Raw genomic sequence first — 16,827 nt, 5'->3', positions numbered from 1 at the left:
AAACGCCGATCGATGATTGTTTACTCCACCGCCATGCCGGCCAGCGCGTCGACCACGTCGCCAACAGTGCGGATGGTCTTGAATACTTCAGGCGCGAGGCCCCGTCCAGTGAGCTGCTTGAGCTTGACCGCCAGGTCGACCGCATCGATGCTGTCGATATCGAGGTCGGCGTACAGGTTGGAATCGGGTGTCAGCGACGATTTATCCAGCTCGAACATCTCGGCCAGCAGGTCAACTACCCACGCATACAGCTCGTCCTTGCTCATTTCAGTTACCACTACCATTACGTCTGCTCCTTACTTCTTGCGCTGGGCTTCAATCAAGGCGGCAAGCGCCTGTACCGATGCGAAATGGCGGCGCGTATCTTCCGAGTCGGCCGACAACGAAATCCCGTAGCGCTTCTGCAGCGCCACGCCCAGTTCGAGCGCGTCGATCGAATCGAGCCCGAGGCCGTCGACGAACAGGGGCGCCGCGCTATCGATATCGGCGGGCGTGACGTCTTCCAGCTGGAGGACGTCGATGATCAGTTCTTTTACTTCTTGTTCAAGCATGGCGTTGAGTCTCTCTTGTAAAAAATTGCTGCAGGTGTTCGGTGAGGCGGCGCGCAGCCATGACTTCGCTGGTGCCGCCGCCTGTAAATGTGTTGGTATCGATGTCATCGCGCACCTCGATCCGGAATTGCACGCGACGCGGCGGCACGCGCCACCATTTTCCGCCCTTGCCCAGTGTCGGCGGCTGGCAGTCGATCAGCACCGGTGTGACCAGCGGCGCACCGCGCACGGCGATGTTGGCTGCGCCGCGCTTGAGCAGGATCGATCCGTCGGCAGGCGTGCGTGTCCCTTCGGGGAAGACGATCAGGTTATTCCCGGCGCGTAGCGACGCAATGCAGGCATCGACCAGTTCCATGCCCTGGTCGTTATTGATGTAGCCGGCGGCGCGTACCGGACCGCGGGTGAATGGGTTGTTCCAGAGTGCGCCTTTGACGATGCAGTCGGCGTTGCGCACGAAAGCCATCAGGAACACGGTATCGATCAGGGTTGGATGGTTGGCAAGGATCAGCTGCCCGCCACGGTCGAGCCGTTCCAGTCCGACCAGGTCGTAGCGAAGGACGCCCAAGCCGCGCATCAGGTTGACGAAGGCGCGGAAGGTCAGGCGGATGATGTCGCGCGCGGCCGCGGTCCGGCGCGGCTGGTCGCGCACAAGCAGTCCAAGCACGGGAAAGACGGCGATGCGAAGCATCAGGCCGCCCACGCCGAAGGCGGCAAAACTGAAACCGGTCGCCATCACACGCCAGCCACGGCCAATCCGCTCCGACATCCTAGCCATTGCGCGTCCAAAGCCAGCGCCACGGACCGCTGCGGCGTTCCAGCACGTCCTGCCCGTTTAAGTGGAAGCGAAGAATTTCCAGGCCGACCGGCATGGCGGCCGACGCCGGCGCGGTCTCCTCGGCGCAGGCCGACCACCCGAGCGACACCGGCGCATCGCCGGGCGGAACCATCAGCCACGCCCACGCATACGGCTGCTCATCGCAGTCCTGGAATTGCGCCAGCAGGTCCGGCAAGGGGCAGTCGTAGGCAACCAGCAGCACCATATCGGCGCCGTCGGCCAGCTGTCCGCACGCCTCGATCACCGCGTGCTCGACGCCGTCGGGTCCCGCGGCGAGGGCGACGTGGTTGGCGCGGTCGCCGCGCGCGATCGAAAACAGGCCCGCGCTGGCGTTATGGACGGCCAGCCCAAAGGCGGTGGGTGACAAGGGAGTATCGCTGGCCAGGTCGCCCAGCAGGTCTACCGCACGCGCGACTTCGCCGTGGCGCGATACAAAAACGGTAGGTACTCCGGTGCGGCCGTCAAGGCATTGATAAGCTACTTCAAGCGCCATTTTCCCGAGTGAGCCGGCACGCCGCCGCAGCATGGCAGGCATGTCGCGAACCGGCGCATCGTCCCCGCCCGCGATCCGGAACGGCGCCGCCGCCCACTCGGACCAGGCCGCGGGCGTCGTCAGGGCGGGTGCCCAGGCAGCATGCGAGGCAATAGAAAAACGTACTTCGCCTGCATGCATCCTGGGGTTTCCTGAGTAGTAACAAATAGATATCCGCGGAATTATAAACTGTTGGTTATGGGAAACCTAGCGCGAGGTATTAATGAAAAACAACAAACGATGAGATTGTCGAGGCTTGGATGTCACACCCCACGGCGCCGGACACCGGTTGCGAGGAAAGCGGATTGAATGGGAGCCGAAGCGTTTAGGAGCCATTACCTGCGGGACAGTTCCATAGGCCCTGGCGAATTATCGTAAATTAGCAGATAAACGGGAGCGAAAGACTCACGAATTGTAATTTTAGAATAAAACCTTTTTTCTGGTCGCAGCGAATCAATCCCTCATCGCAAGCTCCGCCATCCGCCGCTCCAGTTCCGCGAACGGCATCGCCTTTCCGAACAGCCATCCCTGCCCGAACTCGACGCCGCGCTGCCGCAGGAATTCGGCCTGCGCCTCCGTCCCCACGCCTTCGGCGATCATGCGCAGCTTCAGGCTCTTGGCCATTTCAATGATGTGCTGGACCACATGGCTGGTCGGCGCGTCGGTGGCAATCGCATCGACGAAGCTCTTGTCGATCTTCAGATAGTCGACCTCGAGCGTCTCAAGGTAGGACAAGCTTGAATAGCCAGTCCCGAAGTCGTCGATGGCGATGCCGTATCCCAAGGCGCGGATGTCATGCGTCACGCGGCGCGCCAGGGCCGGGTTAAACAGGCTGCGTTCGGTTATCTCGACGATGACGTTGCGGGTGGTCGCACCCGTCGTTTTCAGCAAACGGTCGAGCTGGCCAGGCAGCTCGGGGGACTGCATATCGGCAGCGGACAAGTTGATGGCGATGTGAAATTCCGGATGGCGGCTCAGGAACGTGCCGGTATCGCGCGCGACGAGCTCAAACACCTGATGCGTCAGCAGGCCGATGATGCCATTTTCTTCGGCAAGGGGAACGAAAAAATCGGGCTGGACCAGTTCCCCTTCTGCCCGCTGCCAGCGCACGAGGGCCTCGGCGCCAACCCATTGCCCCGTTTGCAGGTCCACGAGAGGCTGGTAATGAAGGAAGAACTCGCCCCGTTTCAGCCCTGTCTTTATTGCGGCTGGGATGGCAAGCTGAATGCTTGCGAGCATGAATACCGCCGCCGCAAGCACGCCGCCTGCAATAACACCGACCGGCACCAGCCGCCACGCCGCCTCCCGCGTACGCGAATTGAGGTATTCAATCGGGACAGCGGCCAAGGTAATGGTTCGGAAGCGCGCCGACTTCATGACAGCCACGACATACCCGCTTTCCACGAACGTTATTTCCGTTCGTGCGCCTAATCGTTTGACCCAGTCGGGACTGATGAAGCCGCGCGAAGTCAGTGGCGCCGAATCCGACAGCGAGAAGACAGCGAGGGACACATCGATTTCGGTGGTCGTGATATCGATCGGTTGGCCCCGATGGATGATGGCGACGTAATCATTGCGCCCGAATGCGACGAATGTTTCTTTTTGAGCGAAGGAGAACCGGACGTCCTTATAGATAACTGCCCCGATCGGCGTCACGAAATCCGGCGGTCCAAGCACCATGTCTTTGCTGTCGCGGCCAAGCGAAGAGCACACGATGCGCCCTTCGTCCAGATAGCCGACTGCCTGGATATAGGTGGACTCCAGGTCGATCTGCCGCATTCGTGCCAGGTTTTCGTCGGAACATTGTTCGCCGGCGGGTGTACGTTCGAGGTTAGCAATGCCGCTGTTCACCTGTTCCACCGTGGCATCGGAACGCCGCATGATTTCCCGTGCGTAACTAAGGGCACGCGCGGTCTCAGCTGCCAGCCCCTGGCGTCCTGATTCTTCAACTGCAAGCCAGACTGGTACGCCCACCGCGAGGATGCCAACCAGCATGGTCAAGGCTATTGCCGTCGATTTATTCATACCGCCACCGTTGGTACGAAACAATTCTCGCACGACGGCAGGATTAAATCCAATACGCTTTAGGGATACCGTGCTGGCACCGCCGGAGAGCCGTTAGGACTCGCTTCCGAGAAGCTCCCGCAAGCCAGCCGGCAGCGGCGCCGATTTCTCGGCCGGGTAATTAACCCAGACGACTTTGGCGCCGCCTTCCGAATGCAGCGCACCCGCCTGCCCGTCCGCGCCGACCAGCCGGATCTCGTGATGCATCTCGAAGCTCGACCGGCCTGGCGGACCCACCAGGGTGGCCACCTCGATCTCGCCCGGATACTTCAGCTGCTTGATGAACGAACAGTGCGCATTGACGATCACCGGCCCTTCGCCTTCCGGATTCGGCGTGCACGCGATCTCGTCGAACCACGAAATGCGCGCCTGCTCGATATAGCGGAAGTACACGGTGTTGTTCACATGGCCCATCGCGTCCATGTCGCCCCAGCGGATCGGCATCCGCATCGTGTGAACGAGCTTGCGCGTCATTGCGCCATCATGCCGTCGTCGGCGGTGATGATCGCGCCGTTGATGAAGTGCGATTCTTCGGCAGCCAGCAACAGCAGCAGGCCGTCGAGGTCTTCCGGCTTGCCCGGACGCTTGCGCGGCAGCATGTCGATCAGCTTCTTGCCCTGCTCGGTGGCGAAATATTCCTCGTTGATCTCGGTCGAGATATAGCCTGGGCAGATCGCATTCACATTGATGTTGTACTTGCCCCATTCCACCGCCATCGCCTTGGTCATCTGGACCACGCCGGCTTTGCTCATGCAATACACGCCGATCTGCGGCAGCACCCGCAGCCCAGCCACAGACGCGATGTTGATGATGCGGTGCTGCTTTTTCGGGTCGCCCTTGGCGCGCTGGATCATGCGCTTGGCCGCCTGCTGCGCGACGAAGAACGATCCGCGCAGGTTGGTGTCCATCACATAGGAATAGTCTTCGGGCGTGACATCGAGCAGGCGCTGGGTGGTTGAGACGCCTGAATTATTGACCAGGATGTCGATCGGGCCGGCTTCCGTTTCAGCGTGCGCCAGCGCCGATTTGATGCTGGCGAGGTCGGTCACATCGAGCGTCACGACGTGGGCGGCGCCGCCATCGGCTTCGATCTCGGCGCGCAGTTCCTTGAGCCGGTCGCCCCGGCGCGAAGCCAGTACGACCTGCGCTCCTGCCCCGGCCAGCGCCTTGGCGAAGCGCGCACCGAGGCCACTCGAGGCACCGGTGACAAGTGCAATTTTTCCTTCAAAATTTACTTCGATGCCCACGACTTGCTCCCTGTCGGATGTTTTTTTGAAAGCATAATCATTACACAAATTATCAGGATTAGATTACTGCGTCTAATAAACCCCGTAAAATGCCGCCAACGTTGCAATCCTCACCAAAAAGCCGCACACTCGTGCTTAAATTTTTTCTACCCTTGATCAGACCATGACAGAGCCTATCAACCTTATCGAACAATACGGCCCACGCGAAGCGATGGAGTACGACGTCGTGATCGTCGGCGGCGGCCCGGCAGGCTTGTCCGCGGCAATCAAAATCAAACAGCTGGCGGCCGAACAAGGCAAGGAAGTCGGCGTCTGCGTGCTGGAAAAAGGCGGCGAGCTTGGCGCCCATATTTTGTCGGGCGCCGTGATGGACCCGCGCGCGCTGACCGAGCTTATCCCGAACTGGAAAGAGCTGGGCGCGCCCCTGAACACCGAAGTGACCGAAGACCGCGTGCTGTTCCTTACCGAGAAGAAGGCCTACCAGACCCCTGGCTTCATGGTCCCGGCCTGCTTCGAGAACCACGGCAACTACGTGATCTCGCTCGGTAACGTGGTGCGCTGGCTGGGACAGCAGGCCGAGGCGATGGGCGTCGAGATCTTCCCTGGCTTCGCGGCCGCCGAAATCCTGTACAACGACGACGGCTCGGTCAAGGGCGTCGCTACCGGCAACATGGGCGTCGACCACCACGGCAATCCGAAGGGCGACTTCCAGCTCGGCATGGAACTGCACGCCAAGTACACGCTGTTCGCGGAAGGTTCGCGCGGCCACCTCGGCAAGCAGCTGATTTCCAAATACAAGCTCGACGAAGGCAAGGACCCGCAGTCGTACAGCATCGGCATCAAGGAACTGTGGGAAATCGACCCGGCCAAGCACAAGCCGGGCCTCGTCATCCACACCACCGGCTGGCCGCTCAAGTCGGACACCTACGGCGGCTCCTTCCTGTACCACCTTGAGAACAACCAGGTCGTGGTCGGCTACGTGATCGGCCTGTCGTACGAGAACCCGTACCTGTCGCCGTACGAGGAATTCCAGCGTTACAAAACGCACCCTGAAATCCGCACCTTCTTCGAAGGCGCCAAGCGCATCTCGTACGGCGCGCGCGCGATCACCGCGGGCGGCCTGCAGTCGCTGCCGAAACTGGTGTTCCCGGGCGGCGCGCTGATCGGCTGCGACGCCGGCTTCCTGAACATGAGCCGCATCAAAGGCAGCCACGCCGCGATCAAGTCCGGCATGCTGGCCGCTGAATCGGTGTTCGCGGCACTCGGCGAACAGCGCCAGTACGACGAGCTGTCGACCTACCCGGCCGCGTTCGAGAAGTCGTGGCTGCACGACGAACTGCACGTGGCGCGCAACGTCAAGCCATGGCTGTCCAAGGGCCTGTATCTCGGCTCGATCATGACGGGTATCGACCAGATCCTGTTCCGCGGGAAGGCGCCGTGGACCTTGCACCGCAACTACGGCGACCACGAGTGCCTGAAGCCGGCCGCGAATTACGCGCCGATCGTGTACCCGAAGCCGGATAACAAGCTGACCTTCGACCGCCTGTCGTCGGTGTTCATCTCGAACACCAACCACGCGGAAGACCAGCCGGTGCACCTGACGCTGAAGAATGCCGATATCCCGGTCAGCGTCAACCTGGCGAAGTACGCCGGTCCGGAAGCGCGCTACTGCCCTGCGGGCGTCTACGAATTCGTCAAGACCGACGAAGGCCAGGACCGCCTGCAGATCAACGCGCAGAATTGCGTGCACTGCAAGACCTGCGACATCAAGGATCCGACACAGAACATCGTGTGGGTCACGCCAGAAGGCGGCGGCGGCCCTAACTATCCGAACATGTAAGCGGGTGGCCATGTCGACCCTCTTTGCGCGCCGGTTCGCGGCGATGCTTATCGGCGTGTGCGCCGTCCCTGCGCTGGCTGCCGATGACGGCTTTCGCACCGCGGTCCTGCTCGATCACGGGTGGGACGTGCATGCTGGCCAGACCTATGCGAGCGTCAGCGGACGTGACCTGAAGCTGGACGTCTACGTGCCGTCCGCCAAGCCGGTTGCGCCGCTGCCTGTGCTGGTCAACATCCATGGCGGCGGCTGGGTATTCGGTTCGCGCGAAGGCGCGGCGCTGACTGCCCTGCCCTACATGCAGATGGGCTTCGCGGTCGTGAACATCGAGTACCGGCTGGCGAAGACGGCGCTGGCGCCGGCCGCGGTGGAAGATGCGCTGTGCGCGCTGCAGTGGGTGGGACGCAATGCCAAGCGCTACAACTTCGATTTGGGCAAGGTGGTTGTCACCGGCACCTCGGCGGGCGGCCAGCTGGCGCTCACCACAGGGCTGATCAAGCCTGACTCGGAGATGACCAACCAGTGCGCGGCCAACGAGCCTGCGTGGAGCGGGCCGTATGTCAACGCTGCGCCGAAGGTGGCGGCGGTGGTCAACTGGTACGGGATCACCGATCTGGCGGACATGCTGCAAGGTCCGAACATTCGCTCGTATGCGGTGGCCTGGTTCGGCAGCATGCCGGGGCGGATGGCGCTGGCGGCGCAGCTGTCGCCTTTAAGCCATGTACGCGCCGGCGGGCCGGCCGTGCTGACCATTCATGGCGACGCCGATCCGCTGGTGCCGTATGCGCACGCGACGCGCTTGCACAAGGCGCTGGACAAGGCCGGGGTGAAGAACGAGCTCATGACGATCACGGGCGGCGGGCATGGCGGGTTCACCGCGGAGCAGCAGCTTGGAGCGTACGAGAAAATTCGCGCCTTCCTTGGCGGGCTGGGGATTGCGCCAAAACCATAGGTATTCGGCGGATGCGGGTTTCACCCTTATCCGCCGCTGTGGGGATCATCCGCCGATTCGCCTGCGCGACTCGTGCGCCATCACCGCAAATTCCGCCGCCGGCATCGGGTGCGCGAACATATATCCTTGCGCGTAATCGCAGCCCGCATCGACCAGCAATTCCCGCTGCCCCGGCGTCTCGACACCTTCGGCCACCACCTTCAAGCCGAGCTTGTGCGCCATCACGATGATCGCCTCGCACAGCGCCAGGTCGCCGTCATCGATCTCCAGCTGCGACACGAACGACTGGTCGATCTTCACATAGTCGATATCGAAGCGCTTCAGGTGCGACAGCGACGAATACCCCGTCCCAAAATCGTCCAGCGCCACCTGCAGGCCCATCGCGCGGTAGTGCTTCAGCCGCTCCAGCACCTGGTCGGCGCCCTGCATCAGGATGCTCTCGGTGATCTCGATCACCATGCTCTGGCGCGGCAGCCCCAGCTCCTCCAGATACTTGAACCATCCTTCATACATGTCCGCGTCGCGCCGGAACTGCACCGGCGACTTGTTCACGCTGACCTGGAACGAGGGATCGATCGCCGCCTGCCACGCGCGCGCCTGGCGCGCCGCTTCGCGGAACACCCAGTCGCCAATCTCGACGATCAGCCCGTTCGACTCGGCAAACGGAATGAACTCCGCAGGCCCGAGCAGCCCGCGCGTCGGATGGCGCCAGCGCAGCAGCGCCTCGGCCTTGTACACCGCGCCCGAACTGAGCGAGATGATCGGCTGGTACAGGATCTCGAACTGCTTCGCGGCGATCGCGGCGCGCATGTCGGCGCCCATGCTCTGGCGCGCCTTCGCGGCTTCCTGCAGGTCCGGCGTGAAGTAGCTGAAGCGGTTGCGCCCGCCGGCCTTGGACGAGTACATCGCCTGGTCGGCGCACGCGAGCAGTTCGTCGAGGTCGCGCCCGTCCGGCGGATACAGCGCGATGCCGATACTGGCCGAGACAAAAATGCGCTGGCCGCCGACCTCGAACGCCAGCGACAGCGCGGCGATCATCGCCTGCGCGATCCGCTCGACACTGCCCGCATGGTCCAGCGCCGACAGGATCACCGTGAACTCGTCGCCGCCTAGCCGCGCGAGGGTGTCGGTCGAACGCACGCACGCTGCGATGCGGCGCGCCGTTTCCGACAGTACCGCGTCGCCCACCGCGTGCCCGTGCCGGTCGTTGACTTCCTTGAAGTGGTCGAGGTCGACGAACAGCAGCGCGAGGAAGGCGGCGTTGCGGTCGGCCTTGCGCGCTTCCTGGCGTAGCCGGTCCACGAACATATGGCGGTTCGGCAGCCCGGTGAGCTGGTCGAAGTTGGCCTGCTGCCAGATCAATTCGGTCGATGCCTTGCGGTCGGTGATATCGGTGACCAGCGCCAGCGCGCCGAGATAGGTGCCGGCGGCGTCGAAGATCGGGTTGGTCGACATCGCGGTCCAGACCTCGCGCCCGTCCTTGCGCAGGAATTTGAATTCGTGGCGCTCGGCGATGCCCTGCTGCCGGCGCGCGATGTTCCGCTCGAGGATGGCGCGCCCCTCCTCGTCCATGAAGTCGACCAGCCTCCGGTCCAGCATTTCCTCGATCGCGTAGCCGAGCACGGCGGCCATCTTCGGGTTGACGAAGGTGGTGACCGACTGCGCGTCGATCTCCCAGATGCCTTCCTCGGCGCTGTGCACGATGCGGCGAAAGCGCTCCTCGCTGCGTTCCAGCGCGGCCAGCTTGCCTTCGGCCCGCTCGACTACCACGCGGCAGGCCTGGCCGCTGCCGTCGGCACTGGCAAGCAGCGTCACTTGCACCAGCTCGCCCGCGCCCTGCCCGAGCTGGAGCCGGCACTGGATCGGGGTGGTGCTGTTAATGGCGCCGCTGAAGAAGTGGTCGAAGTCGGACAGGTAGGCCGGACTGACGAACGTGCGCAGCCGGTGCTCGCGGGTATTGGAGCGCTCGATGCCGAGCATCCCGGCGCCGACCAGGTTCGCCTGCAGGATGGTCTGGTCGAAGGCGACGACGAAGTAGCCGACCGGCGCCAGCAAATACAGCTCGTTGTAATAGCCCTGCACTTCTTCGTGGCGCAGGCGTGCTACCGTGACGCCGCTGACGTCGACCACGGGCTCGAGCGGATAATGCGGAGCGGGATCGACGAACAGCATGCCGGCGCGCGAGGCGTACGGCGCGGCGGCAAAGGACCGGTCCGGGTAACGGACAGGCTCGCGCTGGGCGCGTTCGCCAGGGTCTTGTGACCGTTCGTTTGCCTCGGTCGCCGAATCATGGTCGTTATCCATTTCACCTCGCATGGCACATCAGGCCCTGTTGCAGCAAAGGTTAGACTAGCATGCGCGCGCAGAACCTGTCGAGCAGGGTTCATTGATCCCGCTTGTTGAATTGAGTAATCAGTGAGCGCGGTTGAGGCGGCGCTCGGCCTTGCGTTGCAGCGCTTCGAAGGCCAGGCTGAGGCACCAGTAGATGACCGCGGCGGCAATGTAGAGCGGCAGCGGCTGGAAGGTGGTGGCGATTACTTCCTTGGTGGCAAGCATCAGTTCCGTCACGGTGATCACCGAGACCAGCGAGGTGTCCTTGATCAGGCTGATCAAGGTATTGCTCATCGACGGCACGGCCACGCGCAGCGCCTGCGGCATGACGATGTGGTGCAAGGTCTGCCAGTAGCCGAGCCCGAGGCTGAAGCTGGCGCGCCACTGGCCCTGGCTGATGCTCTGGATAGCGCCGCGCAAACTCTCCGATAGATATGCACCCGAGTTCAGCGACAGCGCCAGCACACCGGCGGTCACCGGATCGAACTCGACACCCACGCTCGGCAGGCCGTAGTAGATGACGAAGATCTGCACCAGCAGCGGGGTGCCGCGCATCATGCTGACGTACAGCGAGGCCGGCCAGCGCACCACGGCCAGCGACGCCATGCGCATTACGGCGACCGGAAAGCCGATCGCCAGTCCGCCGATCATCGCCGCCATCGCGAAAACGAGGGTGTAGCCGGCGCCCGTCAGCATCACGGGCGCGGCGTCGCGCAGCAGCTCGAACAATTCCGTCACGGCTTATTTCGCCGGGCGCGACACGTCGCTGCCGAACCACTTCATCGAGACCTGCCTGAGGCTGCCGTCGGCCGACGCATCGTGCAGCGCCTTGTTGAGCGCCGCCTTGAACCGCGGGTTACCCTTCTTGAACGGGATGCCCATGCGCTCGGCCTGGCCCACCCGCGCGCCGGCCTTGATCGGCAGTTTCGAGTTGCTCAGCAGGTAGGCCACCATCAGGCTGTCGTTGAGCGCGGCGTCGATGCGGCCGACCGCCAGGTCCTGGAGGTTTTCCGGCGCGGCCGGATAGCTCTTGACCTCGATCCCGGCCACCGCCTTGGCCTGCTGCTCGTAGACGCTGCCCTGCCCCACGCCCAGCTTCTTGCCCTTCAGGTCGGCCAGGCTGGCGTAACTGGCCTTCTCGTTCTTGCGGACGATGAGCTGGGGATTCGAGTACGTGTACGGTTCGGAAAAATCGAAGACTTCCTGGCGTTTCGCGTTGATGCCGACCTGGCTGACGATGGCGTCGTATTTACCGGCGCCCAGTCCGGCAAGGATCGCGCTCCATTCGGTGGTGACGAACTCCGGCTTCAGGCCCATTTTCGCGGCGACCAGTTTGGCGACGTCGACATCGTAGCCCGCCAGCTGGCCCGTCTTCGGGTCCTTGAAATTGAATGGCGGATAGGTGCCCTCCATCGCGATGCGCAGCGTGCCGCGCGCCTTGACGGTCTCGAGCAAGTCGGCGGCCCTGGCCGGCAACGCCAGCGTGGCGGCCATCAGGACGGCGGGAAGGAGCAGTGCGCGGCGGCGGGTCGGGATCATGCGTTCACCATTTCTAAACAATAGCTGAGTCTGGCTTTATAACCGAAAAATCGTCAATGTGCACCAAAGCAAGGGTCAGGCGTAGCCCATCTTGCGGTTGCGTGAGCCAAAATAATGGCCAACCACCAGGGTCGTGCTCGCTACCAGGCAGGACAGGCCGATGATCAGCTGGACCAGTTTGTCGTCCGGCAGCACCCAGAGCTGGGACTGCGGTTCTTCGGCATGGGTGGCGGCGACGATCAGCGGGGCGACCCAGCGCGCGTCGAGGTCGACGTCGAGGATGATGGCGTCGGCGCCGGTATGCATGTAGATGTTGCCGCCTTCGGCGAGCGTGAAGCAGACGCCGTAGCCAGCCTCCTGCGGGCCGATGTTTTCTTGCAGGCTCTGGTTATGTTCTTCGATCCACAGCTCGACGTCCTGCGGCGTTTCCAGGTGAACCCACGGGCGCGGACGAAAACGCGGCTTGGCCTCGCCGTCCGGCGCGGCAATCTGTGGTTCTGGCTTCATTGCATCCTGAAAATAATCGACAACGGCCCGTATGCTACGGCATTTCCCAGCTGCCGTATATGCCGAACTTGTTGCCCGGATTCCCAGTCCAATATAGATGGAGGGAGGACGCCATGAAACCACGCAAGGAGACCTACCGTGTCGGCCACGGCGGCTATGTGTCCGAATACGAGCAATTCCTCAACAGCTACATCGCCGCGCATCCGCACACCGAGGAAAACCAGCTGCGCGGCTGGTACATCTGGTGGGACCACAAGGCCAACCTGGCCGAACTCGACAAGGAGCGGCGCGACAGCGTGCCGGTCCGGCCCTACTCGTACGAATGACAGCGGGGCAGGAGGCGCCCTGCGGCGTCGCTGCCCCGGCGCCAGCTTATTCCATACCCGGCGGCAGCGGTCGCGCGACGGCGGTCCGGGCGGCCATGTAGGCGCCGTACAGCGCTGCGATGCCGACAAAGGCATACACCAGGCGTGTCAGCGGGCTGTCGGAACCGAACAGTGCCGCCACGACGTTGTAGTCGAACGCGCCGACCAGTCCCCAGTTGAGACCGCCTACAATCATCAGGACAGTTGCGGCCCAGTCCAGCGCGTTCAGGTAAGTGCCGCGCTCAGCGGTTGCCGTACTGCGGCGCTCGGGAATATGGCGGCGCTCCATGCCAGGTGCGTTCATCGTTGCCATTGTTGCCTCCTGTTGATGGCCACCGACGCGGTGGCATACAGCTACGACAGCAAACAAGGGCACAAGTTTTCGCCAGCTCGCGCGTCAGCCTTTCCAGCTGCGCTTGACGCCGGTATCGGCATGGATCCAGCCGCCGCTCGCGCTGGCACGGTAGTAGAAGCCTACCCCGCCCTGGCGGAAGCTGCGCACCAGCTCGCCCAGCACTTCCGGGTTCAGGCTGGCGATGCGGACGTCGGCCGCCTTGCCGTGCAGGTGCAGCGACTGGCGTGCCGCCGGGATGCCCTGCTCGATCAGGCGCGCGTTCGATTTCGCCGTGCGGTAGCCGGACAGGATTTCGAGCGGCTGCACCATGCCGTAGCGTTCGATGAAGGCCTGGGCGCCCCACAGCGTGTCGAACAGCTTGGGGTCGATCGGCGCGGTTTCCTTGCCGTTGACGTCGCGCATCAGGTGGCACAGCTCCTGGTAGGCCGAGTCGATGACCTCGCCGTCCTTCCAGTACAGCAGCTTCGCCTTTTCGCCGCTGGCCGGGCGCGTGACGTTCAGGATGCGCGGGCGTAGCCAGAAATCGATGTCGAGGGCCTGGGCGTCGAACAGGTCGGGCGGCGGGGCGATGTCGGTGGCGGGCGTGGCCGCGATGGCCTTCGAGGCGCCGACCAGCGGCACCGACAGCACGCCGGCAGCCGCGAGGCCGCGGTGGAGGAAGTCTCTGCGAGTAAGCATCTTTAGTATTATTAGTATGGTGTTTTATTAGCCGGTGCAGCCGCAGAAGCGCTTGCCTGCGGCGGCGGCGTCGGTAACGGGTTCGTTCAGGTTCTTCCAGAAGAAATCGCATTCGAGGCCGAAACAGGACATTTCCTTGCCGCCGTTAATGTAGCCGTTACGCGCATAAAAGTCGCGCGCACTGACCGTGCTCTTGAGTTTAATGACGCTGATGCCCCAGTCGCGGGCCCGGTCTTCCAGCCCGTACAGCAAGGATTTCCCAATGCCGCGATGCATTACCTCGGGCAGGACATAGCAAAGGGAGACTTTACCGGCCTGGGTCAGCAAGGCGACGCCGACGACTTCGCCTTCGCAGACGGCGACCAGGGTAAAGTTGCTCGGCGTGGTGAACCAGGTGGCCACGGTCTCGGGCGTCTTGTTGCCCAGCCACGAAGCCAGGATGGTCGGACAGTTCTGGTGGTCTTCCGCGCAGCATTCCATAATCGAACGGCGCAGGACAGCACACACGGCAGTGGCGTCTTCCGGTACAGCAGTGCGAATCTCAATACCCATATGCATTCAAGAAAAATAATACCGGGCAAAAATCATTGCCGCCGTTCAAACCGCATGAAACACGACTATACATCGAAACCCGCGCTTGAGCGTTGCGGCGGAACGACTACCCGGTGGCAGAACGCCAGTCCACACTATGCCATCTAAGCATATGACGAAAGAATACTTCCGTTTTCGCTGAGGATTTTAGACTATGCAGTTCTGTTTCCACAATAGAGGCACATTGTAATCATGCAAACCAAAAACAACGCACACGTCCGCCGCGGAATCCTCGCCCTCGCGTTCGGCGCCATGATCCTCCCGTTCAGCGCCAGTGCCGCCGACCCCGAGCTGTTGAATGTTTCTTATGATGTCGCCCGCGAGCTGTACAAGGAAATCAACCCGGCCTTCATCGCCGAGTACAAGAAAACCACTGGCGAAACCGTCAACATCAAGCAGTCGCACGGCGGTTCGAGCAAGCAGGCGCGTTCGGTAGCGGACGGACTGGAAGCCTCGGTTGTCACGATGAACCAGGCCAACGACATCGACATGCTGGCCGACCGCGGACTGGTGGCCAAGGACTGGGCCAGGAAGTTCCCGAACAACGCGGCGCCCTACTATTCGACCATGGTGTTCCTGGTCCGCAAGGGCAACCCGAAGGGCATCAAGAACTGGGACGACCTGGCCAAGCCGGGCGTCAAAGTGGTGATCCCGAACCCGAAAACGGCGGGTAACGGCCGCTACACCTACCTGGCGGCGTGGGGCTCGGTCATCAAAAAGGGCGGCACCGAAGCGCAGGCGCGCGACCTGGTGACCCGCATTTTCAAAAACGTCCCGATCCTGGACGCCGGCGGCCGCGCCGCCACGACCACGTTCACGCAGCGCCAGATTGGCGACGCGCTGGTGACGTTCGAGAATGAAGTACAGATGGTACGCGGCGAATTCGGCGACGATTTCGAGGTGGTCTATCCAGCCACGTCGATCCTGGCCGAGGCGCCGGTCGCCGTTGTCGACAAAGTGGTCGACCGCCGCGGGGTACGCAAGCAGGCAACTGCCTACCTGAACTTCCTGTACTCGGAACAGGGACAGACCATTGGCGCGAAACACTTCCTGCGTCCGCGTTCGCAAGCGGTCTACAAGAAGTTCGAAGCGAACTACAAGCCGATCGCGCTGTTCTCGGTCGACGAGGTATTCGGCGGCTGGAAACAGGCGCAGAAGAAGCACTTCGACGACGGTGGCGAGTTCGACAAGATCTACCAGACCAAATAAACCACTTCAGTCTCAAGCGTCATTCCGGGCAATGCCCGGAAGTCATTTCGGGCAATGCCCGGAATGACAGCGTTTACAAGCAGCGGTTTGTACTGACACCGCTTGCCCTTCCGCTATCTTAGCCTTTGCCTAAGAGAAATTAACCACATGAATTCTACTGTTCAGGCCGCTTTTGGCTCGTGCGCCATAGACACCACTCATCCTTGGTGATATCTTCGCCCTTAGAGTAGTTGCTCCACAGCTATACGCGTTTTTCCAGTGCGCATCCCCCGCGCGCCGACGCTCACTACTTACATGAAGAACAAGTCACAAACAATGATCAGAAAAATTCTCGCCAGCGTACTGATGTCCGTCTCGGCAGCCGCCTTCGCGGTGCCATTCGGATCGCAGTCGGTGCTCGTCATTGAAGACGGCACCGGCAAGGTACTGCTCGAAAAAAATGCCGACCGCGTCGTCTCGATCGCGTCGCTGACCAAGCTGATGACGGCGATGGTGGTCCTCGACGCCAACCAGGACATGGATGAAATGATCGCGATCCAGCAGCGCGACGTCGACACCCTCAAGCACAGCACCTCGCGCGTTCCGGTCGGCTCGAAGATCAGCCGCCGCGACGTGTTGCAGCTGGCCCTGATGTCGTCCGATAACCGCGCCGCCGCATCGCTGGCGCGCACCTTTGAAGGCGGCCCTGCCGGCTTCAAGGCGGCGGTCCGCGCCAAGATCCGTTCGCTGGGCATGAGCCAGACCGTGATCGAAGAGCCGACCGGCCTGTCGCCGGCGAACAAGTCGACCGCCGGGGACCTGGTCAAGATGGCCGCGGCTTCCGCCGCCTATCCGACCATCGTCGAGATGACCACCGATGCGAAGGACATGATCAACATTAACGGCCGCAGCGTCGGCTTCCGCAACACCAATCGCCTGGTCGGCGCCAAGGGCTGGGACATCGGCCTGTCGAAGACCGGCTACACCGAAGAAGCGGGCCGCTGCCTGATCATGCGCATCACGACTGCGGGCAAGCGCGCCACGCTGGTAATGCTGAATGCGAAATCAAGTTCGTCGCGCGTGCTCGACGCGCTCAACATCCGCCGCTTCATCAACGGCGGCGAGTCGCCGGTGATGGCAAAAGCGTCGGTGCGAAAGCCTTCCATGCGCAAACGCGCCAAGACCGCCGCTCAAAAGAAGCGCCGCCGCCGTTAAAGCGGTCGCGGATAAGAAAACCGGGACGGGTCCCGGTTTT

Annotated in this window: 19 protein-coding genes; 5 read left to right on the top strand and 14 right to left on the bottom strand. The window is 62.5% G+C overall.

Going from position 1 to position 16,827, the window contains the following annotated elements; translation table 11 throughout:
- Window positions 1-20: 20 nt before the first annotated feature.
- The 7 genes from HHL21_RS02565 to HHL21_RS02535 all read right to left on the bottom strand — a co-directional run bounded on the left by HHL21_RS02565 (window position 21) and on the right by HHL21_RS02535 (window position 5,229).
- The gene (locus HHL21_RS02565) at window positions 21-266 is read right to left on the bottom strand and encodes an acyl carrier protein (protein WP_169463916.1); all 246 of its coding nucleotides are present in this window, start codon (window positions 264-266) and stop codon (window positions 21-23) included.
- 30 nt (window positions 267-296) lie between these two features.
- Entirely contained in the window at window positions 297-551 is a 255-nt protein-coding gene (locus HHL21_RS02560) for a phosphopantetheine-binding protein (RefSeq protein ID WP_169463664.1), read from the bottom strand.
- Window positions 544-1,317, bottom strand: coding sequence for a lysophospholipid acyltransferase family protein (locus tag HHL21_RS02555; protein ID WP_169463915.1), 774 nt, complete (start codon window positions 1,315-1,317; stop codon window positions 544-546). Before HHL21_RS02555 ends, HHL21_RS02560 begins: the two co-directional genes overlap by 8 nt.
- A gap of 1 nt (window position 1,318) precedes the next feature.
- Window positions 1,319-2,059 carry a beta-ketoacyl synthase chain length factor gene (locus HHL21_RS02550; protein WP_169463663.1) on the bottom strand — a complete coding sequence of 247 codons (741 nt, stop codon included), beginning with the start codon at window positions 2,057-2,059 and terminating at the stop codon, window positions 1,319-1,321.
- A gap of 312 nt (window positions 2,060-2,371) precedes the next feature.
- Window positions 2,372-3,943, bottom strand: coding sequence for an EAL domain-containing protein (locus HHL21_RS02545; RefSeq protein ID WP_169463662.1), 1,572 nt, complete (start codon window positions 3,941-3,943; stop codon window positions 2,372-2,374).
- Window positions 3,944-4,036: 93 nt separating this feature from the next.
- The gene (locus tag HHL21_RS02540) at window positions 4,037-4,456 is read right to left on the bottom strand and encodes an acyl-CoA thioesterase (RefSeq protein ID WP_169463661.1); all 420 of its coding nucleotides are present in this window, start codon (window positions 4,454-4,456) and stop codon (window positions 4,037-4,039) included.
- Window positions 4,453-5,229 (bottom strand): SDR family oxidoreductase, encoded by a 777-nt coding sequence (locus tag HHL21_RS02535; protein WP_169463660.1) that lies wholly within the window; start codon window positions 5,227-5,229, stop codon window positions 4,453-4,455. The genes HHL21_RS02540 and HHL21_RS02535 overlap by 4 nt, the downstream gene beginning before the upstream one ends.
- Window positions 5,230-5,392: 163 nt before the next feature.
- Here HHL21_RS02535 and HHL21_RS02530 point away from each other — a divergent pair, with 163 nt between their 5' ends.
- Both HHL21_RS02530 and HHL21_RS02525 read left to right on the top strand, forming a co-directional pair.
- Entirely contained in the window at window positions 5,393-7,069 is a 1,677-nt protein-coding gene (locus tag HHL21_RS02530) for an electron transfer flavoprotein-ubiquinone oxidoreductase (RefSeq protein WP_206085512.1), read from the top strand.
- A gap of 10 nt (window positions 7,070-7,079) precedes the next feature.
- Window positions 7,080-8,018, top strand: a complete 939-nt coding sequence (locus HHL21_RS02525; protein WP_169463659.1) for an alpha/beta hydrolase — start codon at window positions 7,080-7,082, stop codon at window positions 8,016-8,018.
- A gap of 45 nt (window positions 8,019-8,063) precedes the next feature.
- Here HHL21_RS02525 and HHL21_RS02520 read toward each other — a convergent pair whose 3' ends face one another.
- The 4 genes from HHL21_RS02520 to HHL21_RS02505 all read right to left on the bottom strand — a co-directional run bounded on the left by HHL21_RS02520 (window position 8,064) and on the right by HHL21_RS02505 (window position 12,395).
- A complete protein-coding gene (locus tag HHL21_RS02520) occupies window positions 8,064-10,322 on the bottom strand; it encodes a putative bifunctional diguanylate cyclase/phosphodiesterase (RefSeq protein WP_229495878.1) in 2,259 nt (752 codons plus the stop codon).
- A 108-nt stretch (window positions 10,323-10,430) separates the two neighbouring features.
- Window positions 10,431-11,045: an amino acid ABC transporter permease gene (locus tag HHL21_RS02515; protein ID WP_169463912.1), complete on the bottom strand. Its 615-nt coding sequence runs from the start codon at window positions 11,043-11,045 to the stop codon at window positions 10,431-10,433.
- A gap of 45 nt (window positions 11,046-11,090) precedes the next feature.
- Entirely contained in the window at window positions 11,091-11,888 is a 798-nt protein-coding gene (locus HHL21_RS02510; protein ID WP_169463658.1) for a transporter substrate-binding domain-containing protein, read from the bottom strand.
- Between the two features lie 75 nt (window positions 11,889-11,963).
- Window positions 11,964-12,395: a hypothetical protein gene (locus HHL21_RS02505; RefSeq protein ID WP_169463657.1), complete on the bottom strand. Its 432-nt coding sequence runs from the start codon at window positions 12,393-12,395 to the stop codon at window positions 11,964-11,966.
- 113 nt (window positions 12,396-12,508) lie between these two features.
- Between HHL21_RS02505 and HHL21_RS02500 the strand changes: the two genes are divergently transcribed.
- Window positions 12,509-12,721 carry a DUF3460 family protein gene (locus HHL21_RS02500; protein WP_169463656.1) on the top strand — a complete coding sequence of 71 codons (213 nt, stop codon included), beginning with the start codon at window positions 12,509-12,511 and terminating at the stop codon, window positions 12,719-12,721.
- 46 nt (window positions 12,722-12,767) lie between these two features.
- On the opposite strand, the gene HHL21_RS02495 is transcribed toward HHL21_RS02500, so the two are convergent.
- From HHL21_RS02495 to HHL21_RS02485, 3 genes are all read right to left on the bottom strand, one after another.
- Window positions 12,768-13,073 carry a DUF378 domain-containing protein gene (locus HHL21_RS02495; RefSeq protein ID WP_169463655.1) on the bottom strand — a complete coding sequence of 102 codons (306 nt, stop codon included), beginning with the start codon at window positions 13,071-13,073 and terminating at the stop codon, window positions 12,768-12,770.
- Between the two features lie 84 nt (window positions 13,074-13,157).
- On the bottom strand, window positions 13,158-13,793 hold the full coding sequence (locus tag HHL21_RS02490; protein WP_169463654.1) for a peptidoglycan L,D-endopeptidase MepK: 636 nt from the start codon (window positions 13,791-13,793) through the stop codon (window positions 13,158-13,160).
- A 27-nt stretch (window positions 13,794-13,820) separates the two neighbouring features.
- Window positions 13,821-14,345: a GNAT family N-acetyltransferase gene (locus HHL21_RS02485; RefSeq protein WP_229495875.1), complete on the bottom strand. Its 525-nt coding sequence runs from the start codon at window positions 14,343-14,345 to the stop codon at window positions 13,821-13,823.
- A gap of 231 nt (window positions 14,346-14,576) precedes the next feature.
- On the opposite strand from HHL21_RS02485, the gene HHL21_RS02480 reads away from it, so the two are divergent.
- A complete protein-coding gene (locus HHL21_RS02480; RefSeq protein WP_169463652.1) occupies window positions 14,577-15,593 on the top strand; it encodes a sulfate ABC transporter substrate-binding protein in 1,017 nt (338 codons plus the stop codon).
- A 315-nt stretch (window positions 15,594-15,908) separates the two neighbouring features.
- Window positions 15,909-16,787 carry a serine hydrolase gene (locus HHL21_RS02475; RefSeq protein WP_169463651.1) on the top strand — a complete coding sequence of 293 codons (879 nt, stop codon included), beginning with the start codon at window positions 15,909-15,911 and terminating at the stop codon, window positions 16,785-16,787.
- Window positions 16,788-16,827 lie beyond the last annotated feature (40 nt).

It is taken from the genome of Massilia polaris (genome assembly GCF_012927275.1).
GTDB lineage: Bacteria > Pseudomonadota > Gammaproteobacteria > Burkholderiales > Burkholderiaceae_D > Telluria_A > Telluria_A polaris.
Note: the sequence above shows the minus strand (reverse complement) of the source record. Positions and strands in the feature narration are given on the sequence as shown.